Source organism: Lentzea pudingi (genome assembly GCF_014646255.1).
GTDB classification, from domain to species: Bacteria; Actinomycetota; Actinomycetes; order Mycobacteriales; family Pseudonocardiaceae; genus Lentzea; species Lentzea pudingi.
In genome coordinates this window covers 246,534-261,134 of the sequence record NZ_BMNC01000001.1, presented here as the reverse complement: position 1 = coordinate 261,134, position 14,601 = coordinate 246,534, and the positions used below count along the sequence as shown (strand labels likewise).

Genomic DNA, 14,601 nt, shown 5'->3' with positions numbered 1-14,601 from the left:
CTCGGGGGTGCTGTGCGGAATTTGTGCGGACGATCTTGGAAACTTGGCGCACGCCGCTGTGAAGAGGGGGAACGAAGATGGACCTGAGCAGATCATGGTCCGGCCAGGCAGCCTAGGATGACCGCATGACCGAGACGGCGAAGCGACGTCCCGGCCCCCGGATCGAAGAGGTCGCGCGGGTCGCCGGAGTGTCGAAGTCGACCGTCTCGCGCGTCATCAACGACGAGCAGTACGTCAGCGCGAAGGCCCGGGAGGCCGTGCACGCCGCCATCGCGGAACTCGGCTACTCCCCCAACCAGGCCGCGCGCGCCCTCGCCGGCAACCGGGCCAACGCCATCGCCCTCGTCGTCTCCGAACCGACCGGCCGGGTGCTGTCCGACCCGTTCTTCGCGGGCGTCCTGCGCGGCGTGCACGCCGAACTCGCGGGCCGCCACATGCAGTTGCTGCTGATGATGAGCCAGCCGAACGACCCCGGCGACCTCGTCACGTACCTGAGCAGCGGGCACGTCGACGGCGCGTTGCTGGTGAGCCTGCACGGCGAGGACCCGCTGGTGCCGATGCTCGCCGAGATCGGCCTGCCCGTGGTGTCCGGCGGACGGCCGCTGGGCGCGACGGTCCCGTTCGTGGACGCCGACAACTTCACCGGCGCCCTGGAGGCCGCGCGCCACCTGGCGTCGCTCGGCCGCAAGCGGATCGCCACCGTCGCGGGCCCGAAGGACATGGCCGTGGGCGCGGACCGGCTCAGCGGGTTCAAACGCGGCCTCAGCGAGGCCAAGCTCACCGCGAATCTGGTGGCACACGGCGACTTCACGCCCGAGAGCGGCGCACGGGCAATGGAGAAGCTGCTGCGCAAAGCCCCCGACATCGACGCGGTGTTCGTGGCCGCGGACATCATGGCGCTCGGCGCGTTGCAGGTGCTGCACGCCCAGGGCAAGCGCGTTCCCGAGGACGTCGCCGTGGTCGGCTTCGACGACTCGGTGTTCGCCGCCACCGCCACGCCGCCGCTGACGACGATCCGGCAGGACGTCGAGGAGCTCGGGCGGACGATGACGTGGCGGCTGCTCGCGGAGCTGGCGGGCGAGGACGGGCTACCGCCCTCGCTGCTGCTGCCCACGTCGCTCGTGGTGCGGGCCAGCGCCTGATCAGCGCTTGTCACCACCGGCGATCGGACGCCTGCCGGTCCCCAGGGAGGTCGACCTGGTCTCCTGCACCCCGGCAAGTTCCCCGTTGCTCCACTCCCGCAGTGACTGGAGCAGGACGCGCAGGTCGTCCTCGATCTCCCAGCGCTCGATCGCGTCGGACTCCAGCATCTTGGTGAGGAACTCCACCACCACCTGCTTGCTGTTCTGGCGTTCCTGAGCGAGCACCTGCATGACCTCCGTGATGCTCTTCTCCCGCACCGAGAGCTGCAACGCGAACTGGTGGTAGTCACCTTTGACGATGATGCCCCGCATCCGTTCGACCTTCCGGTCCAGCGCGGCGTGGACCAGGCTGGGTTCGTCCATGCTGAGGGTCAGAAAGATCTCGACGTGCAGACCGAACCTCTGTCCGAACGGGTCACCACTGGTCAGCTCCTTGAGAGCCTGTTCTTCCGCCTCCCTCACCTCGCCGACCTCGAAGGTGCGGGTGACCCCGCGGAGACACCTGGTGATCTCCGGCATCAGCTCGTTGCCGACGTTCGTGACCCCGGACCTGACGGCGAGCTCCGCGTCCTGCACGCGCCAGCGCAATTCGACGACGGCGTCGAAGAAGACGTCGTCCCCTCGACAGGGCAGTTTCGTCTCGACGCGCGTCAGGTGCGTACCCATGTCGATCTCGTAGACGTGGCACACCCGTTGCCTGATCAGCCTACCCGCGGACGGCTGCTGGTCCGGCGCGAAGAAGAGACGTTTCCCCGTCGACGTCACGAAAAGCCTCGCGGTCCTGGCATCCGCCGGCATGCGGCCGCGCAACGCGTCCCACTTGCCGAGTGAGCAGTCTCCCAGGATCGGCCCCACGACCTCACGAGGACGTTCCGGCGGCAACCGGGTCTCCTCCTCGCTCCCCTCCTCAGCCGCGGGGTTCCCGTCGGCCACAACGAGACGGCGCGCCAGCGAGATGGCTTCGTCCTGGGACAACTGGCGGGTCATGAAGCGGTCCTCTCGGTGAGCGGCAGGATGGAGCTTTCGAGAACGAGCGCGATGTCCTCGTCGAGGGGGTCGGACCAGTCGCGACGCATCCGTTCGACAAGGTGCTGCAGGCGGCGGAGATCGCCGTGCCCGGCGATGAGGTGCGGCATGAAGGCGACCAGCGCGTCGAGGCAGGCATCGTCCTTCTCCGCCGCGTGGATCCATTGACGGAACAGGCCTTGCACGACCTCGCCCTGGTCACGCCCGCGCAGTCCCCACCTGACGAGCTCCGAGACGTCGCAGGTGTGCTGGGGGTTCTCCTCCAGCAAGGTGAGCAGCAGTGGCCAGCGCTTCTTGTCCTCGGTGCCCATCCGGTCCCTCCCGGCGCGCTGGACCAGCACGTTGCGGGAGTGCCCGCACCAGAAGACCAGATAGGCGACAGTCCACCGAGCCAGGTCGCGAACGCTCTGCCTGTTGCTCCGCGTCCAGTCGGCCAGCCGGGCCAGCACTGAGGACACCGCGCCGAACGCCAGGAGGTTCGCGATGCTGCGCGCGGCCGCGTGGACCAGATCGCTGTACCCGTTCTCGGGCAACACAGATCGGCGTTCGGACGGGGTGCCGAGCACGTGGAGCTCCCGCAGCGCCTTGTCGATCCGGTGCAGTCCGAGGTCGTAGCCGAGCGCCGCCGCCGCGGTCCACTGCTGGGCCTCGCTGCCGTACCGCCTCCACTCCTGAAGGCGTTCGAACACGGCGTCCGCCATGCGTTCGTCACGTGCGGCCTGGTCGAGCGCGATGGCTGCGAACCGCCGGCGATGTTCCCCGTCGGCTCCCTCGGTCGCCGCCAGCGGGCCGATGTTGTCGGTGAAGGTGCTGGAGAAGGACAAGGAGCAGAACAGACCCATCGTCTGCGCGGCCCGCACCCACACCATGGGCCTGCGGTCGTCGCTGAGCTCCGTGAGCCACTCCAAGACGGCTTCGCGCAGCTTGTGGTGCCGGTGCCAGAGGTGACTGAGCAGTACGACGGGAAACCGTTCGTCGGCGAACATGACCAGTTTCGTCGGAGTCTCGATGCCACCGAACGAAACGGTGCCGTCCTCCATGGTGGCGCGCGAGGCGGGCAGGTTGACCCCGTGGTCTTCGGCGAACAACGACTCCTCCGGCTTCCTGGCGTGCTCTCCTCTCATCTTCTTCAGCAAGGTGGTGGCCAGAGCCGCCCCCGCTTTCACCACAACGTCGTACTCCGAGACGTTGAACACCGCGAGCGATATGCGGAAAGCGTTGAGACGCAATGCTTCCGGCAGTGCGTCGGCCGGACAGGAGAGCTCCGCGAACCACTCCTCGACCTGTCGGCGCACCAGCAGGGCCGCCCGAGTCTCCACTTGGGACAGATCGATCTCCCCGCGTGCCATCTCCGCCAAGAAGCCCGCGATCTGCGCCGCCTCAGCGGGTTTGGGGTCCGCCGCGAGCGCCTCCCGGAGACCCCGGTTGGTGTAGAGCTGTTCGAGCACCTCGTCGGCATCGCAGTCGTCGTCGCGCAACTCATCTCTGAGATGCCGGGAGACCAGGTCGTAGATGTCGGGAGGAGGGCACGACCTGGCGAACCCGCCGAGCACGTGGTTCTGCCCGTCGCGGTGGCAGATGACCACCAGGTACGACTCCTTGGCGGCGAACCTGGCCGCTAGCGCATCGAGGTCGAGCTCCGTCAGTGCTTCGGCCTGAGGGCGTGAGAGTTCCATGACGTAGCCACTGCCGCGCTCGATACCAGCCTCGTCGATTTTGATTGGATCGCTGCCGTCGATTCGGAAGATCTTTCCCGCAGTGAGGGCGCAGACCAGCCGCAGCCCCGTCGTGAACCGTCCCGTGCCAGGCCTGCCGTTGAGCACGAGCACCCGCGCCTGTTCCAACGCGCCCAGCAGGTCGTCGTAGCCGGCCACCAGCACGTAGCGGCTGCGCACCCACCGGAGGATCTCGTCCCGGACCGGCACCGCGCGAAAATCCCCACCGGCGCTCGAAGACCTGAAGTTGTAGTAGATGTAGCGGTCGCCGACCTGCAGGTCCTGGATGGACGCGTCGCGGTTGAAGGTCATCGCGCCCGCGGTCGTCAGGCCTCTGCCCCGGAGATAGGCCTCGTCGAGATCACGCCGGTCGGGTTCCTTCGCGCCACCGGGCCCGGACGACGGGGAACTGTCCGACGGCTCGGTACCCGGCTTGCCCGCGTCGGCCGTCGCGGAGTCCGGTGGCGGTGCCGCAGCAGTCGTCTCGTCGCTCACCGTTCACCCCCGAAGTAGTTGTGGTGCACGGCGTCGCCGTTGTGTTGAGTGCCGATCGAGGTAGTCCCGTTGAAGACGACCGAGTAAGACTTCTGTGCGGGTTTCTGTTCCGCGGACTGGGTCTCCGGGGGCCTGCCCGGGGGCAGGGAGTGACCGGGAACCCGCACCCATCCGTTGACGTCCTCGGCTCGGCAGTAAGCCACGCGGTCGAGCCGGTCGACGAGCTCGTACAGCTCACTGCTGATCGCGATGACAAGGTAGCTGCCCGACGCGGCACGCAACTGTTCGAACGCGGACCGGGAGTTGGCGAGATCGTGGGCCCGGTCGAAGTCGCCCATCGCGACACCCGCGCTCACCGGCTGTCTGACCAGATCGGAGAGCCGGCCGAGCCCTCGTCCCAGCACCACGCGCGGGGAGATGTCCTGGGGCAGATCGCACAGCAGATGTCCGGTCGTGATCCGCACCGCGATGTCGTCGCGCCCGAACGCGTCCGGGATGAGCGCTCGCAAGGATTCGAACCCGCGGGCCTCGGTCTTGAGCGCCAGCACGAGCCGGCCCTCGGACGCACCGGGCTCTTGGTTCACGAGCGGTTGCAGGCCGGGGTCGTCGCGGAGCACACGGGTCTGCATGTCCTGGATCTCCTGACTGACGCGGAGACCGCACTCGTCGAGGGCCTCCCGGTGACGGGTGAAGGTGTCGACGGCGTCGGCCGCCCGGCCGGACAGGTACAGCGTCCGCGCGGTGAGAGACGTGATGGCCGCGTCCTCCGGATGCGCTGAGTGCAATCGCGTGACGATCTCGATCTGCTCGCGATGGTGCCCGAGTTCCACGCCGACCTCGGCGGCGAGCTGCTGCGCGTCACGCCGCGCCGCCTGGAGTTGCAGGCGTTCCCCGGCAGCGCGTGATGTCGCCACACCAGCCAGCGGATCACCCACAGCGAGAGCAAGCGCCTCGGCCAACGCCGAGGCGGCACCACGGAGCCCTTCCGCGGTCCGCCTGTCTGCGGAACGCGCTCTCCCGACAAGCGTGCTGAACTTGCGCACGTCGACGAGCCCATCGGGGACCTTCAGGCTGCGCAAGCCGCCCTTGCTCTGCAACGCGTCGGGGAACCCCGCCTGAGCGAGGGCATCGCGGAGTTCCCCCACCTGTTTGGCCAGCTCGGTCTCCGCGCTCGCGGGCGGGTCGTCCCACAGCCACTCGTACAGCGATTCCAGTGACACTGGTCGTCCACCGTTCAGCAGCAGGCGGGCCAGTAGCCAGGAGGCCTTCCTGCCGAGGTCGGCGCGGTGCCCCTCGACGTAGATGCCCACCTCTTCCCAGACTCGGAAGTCCACCTGCTCTCCAGGTAATTCCACAGCACCTCTTTCTCGAAGAAGGCAATGTCTCACCAACCGAATGGAATCTCCCCGCCAACGCCTTGGCAATCACGGCGTCCATCGTTTCTCCCATGGCCGCATCGAACGGCCGCTGACAAAGGAGAAGAAATGGACAACCACGATCTCGCCTGGAAGAAGAGCACCTTCAGCGATGGCGGAGGCGAGTGCGTCGAAGTGGCGCTGACGAGGAAGGGCGTCGCGGTGCGGGACTCGAAGAACCCGGCGGGCCACGCTCTCTGGTTCACCAAGTCCGAATGGACTGCGTTTCTGTACGGCGTGCTCGACGGCGAATTCGGCTTGTACTGAGCGGACAGAGAAGTGTCACGCCGTGCCGCCGTCGCGTGCGGCGTGACGCCTCAGTCGGCCGATCAGGTCGTCGAGAAGGCATCGCGCTTCGTCTCCGTGCACTGCCATCTCCCGCAGCAGCGCCCATCGCTGACGATAGATCTCGACCTGATCCTCCGAATCGAGGGTGAGTGGACCGTGGATCATCTCCACGGTCGCCACACTTTCGTCCTCACCTTCGTAGATCACGAATCCGTGTGAATAGGTTGCCAAAGCTTCGCCGTCGAGTGGAATCAGACCGAGGTCGATGTTGTCCAGGGTCGATATCGAAAGCAACCGGTCGAGCTGGGCGAGCAGAACGTGCGGCGGCCCTGGCCTCCAGCGCAGAGCAGCTTCGGTGATCAGGAATTCGAACTTCCGCCCCGCCTCGTACAGGGCGAGCTGCCTCTCGACGCGCCCGGCGACAGCCGCCGCCAGTGCGTCGTCCTCATAACCGGGGGTGAACAAGGAAAAAACCCGGCGGGCGTACTCCGCTGTCTGCACCAGGCCTGGCACAACTGACGGCTGGTAGGTCCTGACGATGGAGGCAGCGGCCTCCCAGTCACCGATCACATGCTGCAGGTGCCTCCCGCCCGACAGCGCGGCCGCCCAGGAGTGCGCCTCGAGGTGCGCGTTGCCGGTGATGATCGCGAGCGATCGCACCGTCTCGACCGGAGCTCCAAGCACCCTCCCCCACTGCTCGACCTCGAACACGGTCGGCAACGCCGTGCCCGCCTCGATCCTGGACACCTTCGACTGGCTGATCGACGCCCTGCGACCGAGTTCTCTACCCGACAGACCGGTCCGCAGGCGCAGGCGCCTCAATTCCTGAGCGAGAAGCTGCCTGGCGGAAACGTGGTCATTCACCACATCCCCTACCCGTCACACGTGATTCATAATGATTCATCGCGAGTCATAATGAAGCAAGAAGAGGCTGGGTGTCAACGGCTGGGCGATGGTGCGATCAGGTGATTCAGTTCGATCACTTCATTCACGCGCTTGCGGTCCAGGTGCCACTCGAGCACGCCGCATGAGCGACCTACATCGCTGACCTTCAACCGTCCGTGACCGAATAGATGGACTTTCACTCGTTCGGCACAACCTCGGGGCACCGTCGGTAACACCTGGAGTGGTTTCTCGATGGTGAGGCGTACAAGCCCACCGCGAGGGAGTTGCGACAGTGATCGAGAACTCGGCCGCCGGTCTGGTGATGGTTCCCGGCGAGGTGACGGTGACCGTCACCGGCGAACAGCACCACCAGGACGTGCTCTCCCGGTACGCGGTGCCGGACGGGGTGATGCGGCACGTCGCCGTGAACCTGACGTGGTGCACGATCGCCGCCGGCAAGTACCGGGGTCGGCGCGGGATCGAGGTGCGTCTCGACGGGTACCGCGTGGGTGAGCTGACTTTCCTGATGTCGCAACGGTATGCGCCCGTGCTGATGCACGTGGAGTCCGGTGGCGGGTCGACCGGCTGTGCCGCGTTCGTCCAGCGCGGTGCCAACGGGCTGTTGCAGATCTCGCTGCGGATGCCGCGGGAGATCCCCCGTGGCGCGGTCGTTCCGGTTGCGGGGGCGCGCAAGTCGTGGATGACGCCCGCGGCCATCGGTGTGGCCAGTGTGCTCGCGTTCTTCTTCGTGATCGGCATCATCGGGGCGATCGCCAACGGTCCGACGGACGTGAACAAGGCAGCGGCTGGGCTCTCCACCACGACCACCGCGCCTGTCACGACCACCGCGCCGACCAGCACCACCCTGACCACGACGACCACCACAACGACTACGACCACCACTCCCCCGGCGGCCCCGCAGCCGAAGCCGCAACCCCAGCCCCAGCCCCAGCCCGCGCCGAAGCCCGCTTGCGACCCGAACTACGGCGGATGCGTGCCGATCGCGTTGGACGTCGACTGCGCCGGCGGCAAAGGAAACGGACCTGCCTACGTAGCAGGCCCGATCCCCGTCATCGGCAACAACGTCTACGGACTGGACCACGACAACGACGGCACCGCCTGCGAGTGAGCCAAGGCCTCAGCCGCGCTCGTACGGCGTCTTCTCCCCCGCCTCGACGCCGAACGCCAGGTGGTTGCCCGCGGGTGGCAGCGGGCAGGTGGCGAAGTCGGTGAACGCGCACGGCAGGTTCGTCGCCCGATTGAAGTCGAGCACGACCTTGCCGTCGCGCGGGGTGGCGGCGAGCTGCCGGTTGGCCGCGTAGGTGGTGACACCGCTGGTCTCGTCGGTGAACAGGATGCTGAGGCCACCGTTGCGCCCGTTGAACGCCGTCAGGGTGTGTTCGGTGCCGTTGAAGCTGAACCGCACACGGCCCGGCGCCTCGTACACGTGGCTAAGGCCCTGCACGACCGCACCGACGGTCGTGGGAACGGGCGCGTCGAACGGTTCGTACTCGCCTTCCAGCACCCACTGTTCCTGCGGGTCGTACGCCGGAACACCCATGAAGTCTCGCAGCACCGGGGCTTTCGGGTCGTGCACGCGGATCAGGTAGCCGCCGCGCCGGGCGATCTCGATCTCGACGTCCCCTGCCGTGACGCGCGTGCCGGCGCCGCTCTGGACGAGTTCGAAGCGCTGTGTCTCTCCCTCGCTGCGCCAGTACGCCGCGTCGTCGTCTTGCCACCACTCGCCCGGTAGGCCGTCATAGGTGCGTGGGGTGGTCTCCAGCCAGTCGAGAGAGACCAGCGCCAGCCACCCGTACGGGTCGGCCAGCGTGTTCTCCCGCTCCGTCTTCCAGGTCTGCCAGTCCTCCGCGAAGCTCATGTCCCTGCGAACGACGAACTTGGGGCATCGCTTCCCTGTTCCACGGAGTGGGACAGGGAAGCGATGCCCCGCGCTTCGGGCCCCCCGCTCCGGCCACCAACGGCGTGCTGCACGACGCCTTCCTCGCCCTCCTGGTCGCGCGTCCTGGTGTCGAACCAGGCACCTCAGGCTTATGAGGCCTGAGTGATCGCCGGATCCCGCGCGCTGGAGTGACCGACCGGACTCGCACCGGCTTCGACCAGGACCACAACCTGGTGCCTCGACTGCTTCGGCTTCGGTCACGGCTGCCCGTCGAGGACTCGAACCTCGATCTCCGCGTTCAGAGCGCGGTGTCCGTGCCAATTGGACCAACGGGCATCAAAAAAGCCGCCTCGTCGCTCGGTGCGACGGGACGGCTCCCCGGAGACATGAGTCAGCTCATGCCGAGGAGCACCAGACGTGCTGATGGCGCATGTGTTGCATCACGGCTGGCTCCTTCCTCCGGTTCGTTGCGATCCACTCTGACGGATGACGTGGAGGTGTCGCAACGCATTATCCAGGTCTGCAAAATCTTGCAGAGACACGTGGAATCTTCCAGCAATCTTCAAGCTGACTTGCGGAAAACTTTTGCAACGTCTTTCCTGTATCGCTGACACACCCCATCGGAAGGCAAAGGTCATGTCTTACGACTGGTGGCGCCACGCCGTCATCTACCAGGTCTACGTGCGCAGCTTCGCCGACTCGGACGGCGACGGCGTCGGTGACCTGCCTGGCATCCGCTCACGGCTGCCGTACCTGCGCGACCTCGGTGTCGACGCGGTCTGGATCACGCCGTTCTACGCCTCGCCGATGGCGGACGGCGGCTACGACGTCGCGGACTACCGCGCCGTCGACCCGCAGTTCGGCGGACTGGACGACGTGCGCGCGTTGGTGGACGACGCGCACACGCTCGGCATTCGAGTGATCGTCGACATCGTGCCGAACCACACCTCGGACCAGCACGCGTGGTTCCAGGAGGCGTTGGCCGGAAACGGTCGTGAGCGCTACATGTTCCGCGAAGGTGTCGGCGACGGCCCGCCCAACGACTGGGAGTCGGTCTTCGGCGGCCCGGCGTGGACCCGGGTGGCCGACGGGTCCTGGTACCTGCACCTGTTCGCGCCGGAGCAGCCGGACCTGAACTGGGAACTGCCCGAGGTGCGCGCGGAGTTCCTCGACGTGCTGCGGTTCTGGCTCGACCTGGGCGTCGACGGGTTCCGGGTGGACGTGGCGCACGGGATGATCAAGGCGCCGGGGCTGCCCGACATCGGCCACACCGACCAGCTCAAACTGCTGGGCACGGAGTCGCTGCCGTTCTTCGACCAGGACGGCGTGCACGAGATCCACCGCGAGTGGCGTGCGGTCGTGGACACCTATCCGGGTGAACGGGTGCTGGTCGCGGAGGCCTGGACGCCTTCCGCCGAGCGGACCGCGATGTACCTGCGTGCCGACGAGATGCACCAGGCGTTCAACTTCCACTACCTGTCGGCAGACTGGACCTTCGAGGCGGTGCGGTCGGTCATCGAGTCGTCGCTGGCGGCGGTCGAACCCGTTGGGGCGCCTACCACCTGGGTGCTGTCGAACCATGACGTGCAACGGCACGTGACGCGGTACGGCGGCGGCGAGACCGGTGTCCGCCGTGCGCGCGCCGCGCTGGCGTTGATGCTGGCGTTGCCGGGCTCGGTGTACCTGTACCAGGGCGAGGAGCTCGGGCTGCCCGAGGTGCTGGACCTGCCGGACGAGGTGCTGCAGGACCCGATGTGGGAACGGTCCGGGCACACCGAACGCGGTCGTGACGGATGCCGCGTTCCGTTGCCGTGGGCGGCTTCCGGGCCGTCGCTCGGGTTCGGCACCGGCGGTTCGTGGCTGCCGCAGCCCGCGGACTGGGCGAAGCTCAGCGTGGAGACCCAGGCGGGCGACCAGGACTCGATGCTGTCCTTCTACCGCAACGCTTTGCGCGCGCGGCGGGAGAACCCCGCGCTCGGGGCGGGCCTGACCTGGGTCGACGGTCCGGACGGCGTCCTGTGGTTCGAACGCGACGGGCTCGCGTGCGCGGTGAACCTGTCCGAGGCGGTCGTCGAGCTGCCGGATCCGGGCTCGGTGCTGCTCGCCTCGTCGTACTACGGGGTGCGCGACGGACTGCTGCTCCTGCCGCCGGACACAGCACTGTGGTGGAAGCTCTGACCAGCGATTTCACCTGATCAACTAAAACTGTCAGACCCCCTGGGTACGGTCCGTGGACATCAGTTCCAGGTCGTGTTCAGGGGGTCTCGTGGTGGGCAGGTGGGAGCTCGTCGCCGGTGGTTCGGCGAAGTTCTGGGAGATCGAGCGGGCCGGTGCCGTGGTCACCGTCCGGTTCGGACGGCTCGGCGCTGCCGGGCAGACCCAGCGCAAGGAGCTGCCGTCCGAGGCCGCCGCCGAGGCGCACGCCGCGAAACTGGTGGCGGACAAGGAGAAGAAGGGCTACCGGAGCGCCGCCGCTGTTCTCCCCGTTCTCGCGCCTCCATCCGAGGAGACCTGGGTGATGCCCGCGCCCCGGATGAGGGACGTGCTGCGCCGTCGTGGCCTCGATCCGTTGCCACGCTTCGCAGTGGACGCCGCTCGCGTGCGGGAGTTCCGCGACTGGGTTCCCGCCAACGACGCCGCGATCGCCGAGGTGCTGGCCGACGAGAGGTCGGACGCCGACGTCGTGCACGCGTTGCGGGAGCAGCTCGCCGGCCGACCAAGCCACCTGGGCGCGGCGGCGCTCGCGCGAGTCGCCCAGTTGCACAAGGCGACGGTGCACTGGCTGATCGCGGAGTACGGGCTGCCGTTCGCGGTCGCGGCGATGGTGCGCCTCGGCACCCTTTTCCTCGGTGGCTTCCGCGATTCGCGCACCGACCGGACGTTCAAGGCGTATTTGAACGCGTTCCCAGAACATCAGATCGACCCGGCCGAGCACGACGGCGAGTCCCTGATCCTGCTGCGCTCGGCTTTCGCCGTCGCGGACGCGGAGACCCACGAGGCCGCCGTCGCCGAGCTGGAGAAGGTCGGTGACGGCCGGTTCGGCCGGGTGGCGCGGGCCTTCCTCGTCCCCGGCCGACACGACTGGTTCGAGGAGGCGAACGCCGACGCCCCCGGCTCGCCCTCCAACTGGATGACGTTGTGCTCGGTGAGCACGCTGGAGCAGCTCGCCGCCCTGCAGCACCGCTGGATCACCTGGTCCCCGCTCACGACGCACACCGTTTTGCACGCGCTGGGGCCCGCGATCGCGCCGTTCCTCGCCGAGGAGCTCGACGAACCCGCCCTCGACGTGGATCGCCGCAAGTTCGCGCTGAAGCTGCTCGCCACCCTGCCGACGGACGAGGCGTTCGCGCTCCTGCTGGACCGCCGGCAGGAGAAGTTCGTGCTGCCCTCGCTGCTGGCCGCGATGGCGGCGTTCCCGCTGCGGGCGGCCCGGTTGCTGGGACCGCGCGCGGCCGAACCCGATGTCCTGCCGCTGCTGCGCGCCCACCTGTCGGCGCATCCGGGCCTGGAGGTGCCCGCGGCCGCCACCGCACTGCTCGCCGAGGCGGAGTCGCAGCGCCACCCGGAGGCACCGGCGTCCGCGCTGCCCGGTGTGCTCGCCGATCCACCGTGGGCACGCCGCCGGCCGCAGCCGAAACCCGTGGTGCTGAAGGACGTCCCGACGCCCGGCCCGAGTTTCTCGTGGCTGCCGGGAGAGCGCGGGGAATGGCTGGCGATCCGGTGCTACGACGGCACTGTGAGCTCCCGCCAGAACTGGGAGGTCCTGACCGCCTGGCTCACGTCCGGCCAGATCCGCGACCACGACAACAGGCTGTTCGAGGCCGGTCCCGAAGACCTGGCCCGTCCTCTGCTCGCCGAGTGGGTGCCCCGCGACACCTGGGACAGCGAGAACTGGGGCAGGCGCATCGCCGCCCGGTACGAGCTGGACGCACTGCCCCCGCTGCTGCGGCTCGCGGCACGCCACCCGCAGGGGACGGGCGTGGCGCTGCTTCCGTACGCCACCGCCGAGGTGGCCGCGCAGATGGCGGACTGGTTGACGCGCCTCAAATCCGCCCGCGCACACGCCACCGCCTGGCTCGACCGGCACCGCGAGACGGCCGCCCGTCTCCTGCTGGCGTCGGCCCTGGGCGCAGCGGGCCGGGCACGCCGCAACGCGGAGACTGCTCTCCGCCACCTCCACCACGAGACCGGTGTCGACGTCATCGCCGTCGCCACGGCGGTCAGCGAGGAGGCGGGCGCGGCGGTCCGCGCGCTGATCGAGGTCGACCCGCTCGACGCCCTTCCCGCGAAGCTGCCGGAGATCGGCGAGTGGGCGGACCCGCGCCTGCTCCCCCAGGTGCTGCTGCACGACCGCACCGCCGCGTTGCCCGCGCAGGCCGTCACCAATCTCCTGATGACGGCCGCACTGTCCAAACCGGATGCCGTCTACCCGGGCCTGCCGCTCGCCGTCGAGGCGTGCGACCGCGAGTCGCTGGCGGAGTTCGGCTGGGCGCTCTTCGGCCGCTGGCAGGCCATGGGCACCCCGACCGCGGACGGCTGGGTGCTGCCCGCTCTCGGCTGGTTCGGCGACGACGAGACGGTGCGCCGCCTCGCCCCGCTCATCCGTGCCTGGCCCGGCGAGAACGCGCACGCCAAGGCCGTGACGGGCCTCGACGTGCTCGCCCAGATCGGCACCGAGGCGGCCCTCATCCACCTGAACGGCATCGCGGAAAGGGTGAAGTTCAAGGCCCTCAAGGCCCAAGCCCAGGAGAAGGTCGCCACCATCGCCGCGACCCTCGGCCTGTCCCGCGACCAACTGTCCGACCGCTTGGTCCCCCGCCTGGGCCTCGACGAGGCCGCAACCCTGGTGATCGACTACGGCCCGCGCCAGTTCACCGTGGGCTTCGACGAACAGCTCAAGCCCCACGTCCTCGACCAGGACGGCAAGCGCCGCACCGACCTCCCCAAACCGGGCGCGAAGGACGATCAAGAACTCGCACCGGCCGAGCACAAGCGCTTCGCCGAACTGAAGAAGGCCGTCCGCACAGTCGCGTCCGACCAGATCCACCGCCTCGAAGGCGCGATGACGACCCAACGCACCTGGACAGCGGCCGAGTTCCACACCGTCCTCGCCGACCACCCCCTGCTCCGGCACGTGGCCCGCCGCCTGGTCTGGATCACCGACGAGGGCCGGACCTTCCGCCTGGCGGAGGACAACACCCTCGCCACCCCCGAGGACACCGAGTTCACCCTTCCCGAGGCCGCCACCGTCCGGGTGGCGCACCCGGTCGACCTCACCGGCACGCTGCCCGCCTGGGGCGAGGTCTTCGCGGACTACGAGATCCTGCAACCCTTCCCCCAGCTTGGCCGGCGAGCCCACGCCTTCCTCCCGGACGAGGACACGGTTCCCCAACTGCAGAAGTACGTGGGCCTGCCCATGCCCGTGGGCAAGGTCCTGGGCCTGACCAAGCGAGGCTGGGTGCGCGGCACACCCCTCGACGCGGGCGTGGAGGAGTGGATCACCCGCCCCCTCCCGTCCGGCGGCGCCCTGGTGGCCTGCCTCGACCCCGGCATAGCGATCGGCGCGATCGACATCTACCCCGAGGTGAAGTTCAGCGCCCTGTACTACGCCGAGGACGGCACCGGCCACTGGTCTCCCCCACGCGACGGCGGCCCAGCCACCTTCCCCGTGGACGAGGTCACCGCCTCGGAGCTCATCTCAGAACTGGAATCACTGCACGCCTGACAACGGGAAC

General features: G+C 68.4%; 10 protein-coding genes and 2 tRNA genes. 5 read left to right on the top strand and 7 right to left on the bottom strand.

What is annotated here, in order from left to right:
- Positions 1 to 125: 125 nt before the first annotated feature.
- Positions 126 to 1,142, top strand: a complete 1,017-nt coding sequence (locus IEY88_RS01195; protein WP_189152669.1) for a LacI family DNA-binding transcriptional regulator — start codon at positions 126 to 128, stop codon at positions 1,140 to 1,142.
- Here the strand turns inward: IEY88_RS01195 and IEY88_RS01190 are convergent, their stop codons facing one another.
- From IEY88_RS01190 to IEY88_RS01180, 3 genes are read right to left on the bottom strand one after another with little or no spacing between them, the layout of a single operon-like run.
- Positions 1,143 to 2,129 (bottom strand): hypothetical protein, encoded by a 987-nt coding sequence (locus IEY88_RS01190; protein WP_189152668.1) that lies wholly within the window; start codon positions 2,127 to 2,129, stop codon positions 1,143 to 1,145.
- Positions 2,126 to 4,378 (bottom strand): hypothetical protein, encoded by a 2,253-nt coding sequence (locus IEY88_RS01185; RefSeq protein ID WP_189152667.1) that lies wholly within the window; start codon positions 4,376 to 4,378, stop codon positions 2,126 to 2,128. The genes IEY88_RS01190 and IEY88_RS01185 overlap by 4 nt, the downstream gene beginning before the upstream one ends.
- On the bottom strand, positions 4,375 to 5,712 hold the full coding sequence (locus IEY88_RS01180; RefSeq protein WP_189152666.1) for an AfsR/SARP family transcriptional regulator: 1,338 nt from the start codon (positions 5,710 to 5,712) through the stop codon (positions 4,375 to 4,377). Before IEY88_RS01180 ends, IEY88_RS01185 begins: the two co-directional genes overlap by 4 nt.
- A 150-nt stretch (positions 5,713 to 5,862) precedes the next feature.
- On the opposite strand from IEY88_RS01180, the gene IEY88_RS01175 reads away from it, so the two are divergent.
- Entirely contained in the window at positions 5,863 to 6,060 is a 198-nt protein-coding gene (locus IEY88_RS01175; RefSeq protein ID WP_189152665.1) for a DUF397 domain-containing protein, read from the top strand.
- Positions 6,061 to 6,075: 15 nt separating this feature from the next.
- On the opposite strand, the gene IEY88_RS01170 is transcribed toward IEY88_RS01175, so the two are convergent.
- Positions 6,076 to 6,945 carry a helix-turn-helix domain-containing protein gene (locus IEY88_RS01170; RefSeq protein ID WP_229692982.1) on the bottom strand — a complete coding sequence of 290 codons (870 nt, stop codon included), beginning with the start codon at positions 6,943 to 6,945 and terminating at the stop codon, positions 6,076 to 6,078.
- Between the two features lie 313 nt (positions 6,946 to 7,258).
- Between IEY88_RS01170 and IEY88_RS01165 the strand changes: the two genes are divergently transcribed.
- On the top strand, positions 7,259 to 8,095 hold the full coding sequence (locus IEY88_RS01165; protein ID WP_189153598.1) for a hypothetical protein: 837 nt from the start codon (positions 7,259 to 7,261) through the stop codon (positions 8,093 to 8,095).
- A 9-nt stretch (positions 8,096 to 8,104) separates the two neighbouring features.
- On the opposite strand, the gene IEY88_RS01160 is transcribed toward IEY88_RS01165, so the two are convergent.
- The 3 genes from IEY88_RS01160 to IEY88_RS01150 form a co-directional block, all read right to left on the bottom strand.
- Positions 8,105 to 8,845, bottom strand: a complete 741-nt coding sequence (locus IEY88_RS01160; RefSeq protein WP_189152663.1) for a DUF1684 domain-containing protein — start codon at positions 8,843 to 8,845, stop codon at positions 8,105 to 8,107.
- Positions 8,846 to 8,977: 132 nt separating this feature from the next.
- A tRNA-Ile gene (locus IEY88_RS01155) sits at positions 8,978 to 9,049 on the bottom strand.
- An 80-nt stretch (positions 9,050 to 9,129) separates the two neighbouring features.
- A tRNA-Gln gene (locus IEY88_RS01150) sits at positions 9,130 to 9,202 on the bottom strand.
- A 300-nt stretch (positions 9,203 to 9,502) separates the two neighbouring features.
- Between IEY88_RS01150 and IEY88_RS01145 the strand changes: the two genes are divergently transcribed.
- Both IEY88_RS01145 and IEY88_RS01140 read left to right on the top strand, forming a co-directional pair.
- Positions 9,503 to 11,044: a glycoside hydrolase family 13 protein gene (locus IEY88_RS01145; protein ID WP_189152662.1), complete on the top strand. Its 1,542-nt coding sequence runs from the start codon at positions 9,503 to 9,505 to the stop codon at positions 11,042 to 11,044.
- Positions 11,045 to 11,135: 91 nt separating this feature from the next.
- Positions 11,136 to 14,591: a DUF4132 domain-containing protein gene (locus tag IEY88_RS01140; protein WP_189152661.1), complete on the top strand. Its 3,456-nt coding sequence runs from the start codon at positions 11,136 to 11,138 to the stop codon at positions 14,589 to 14,591.
- The last annotated feature ends 10 nt before the right edge of the window (positions 14,592 to 14,601 follow it).

Bases quoted from the DNA above. Each gene is read 5' to 3' on its own strand.
- IEY88_RS01195 (WP_189152669.1), top strand. From the start codon at position 126: ATGACCGAGACGGCGAAGCGACGTCCCGGCCCCCGGATCGAAGAGGTC.
- IEY88_RS01190 (WP_189152668.1), bottom strand. From the start codon at position 2,129: ATGACCCGCCAGTTGTCCCAGGACGAAGCCATCTCGCTGGCGCGCCGT.
- IEY88_RS01175 (WP_189152665.1), top strand. From the start codon at position 5,863: ATGGACAACCACGATCTCGCCTGGAAGAAGAGCACCTTCAGCGATGGC.
- IEY88_RS01160 (WP_189152663.1), bottom strand. From the start codon at position 8,845: ATGAGCTTCGCGGAGGACTGGCAGACCTGGAAGACGGAGCGGGAGAAC.
- IEY88_RS01145 (WP_189152662.1), top strand. From the start codon at position 9,503: ATGTCTTACGACTGGTGGCGCCACGCCGTCATCTACCAGGTCTACGTG.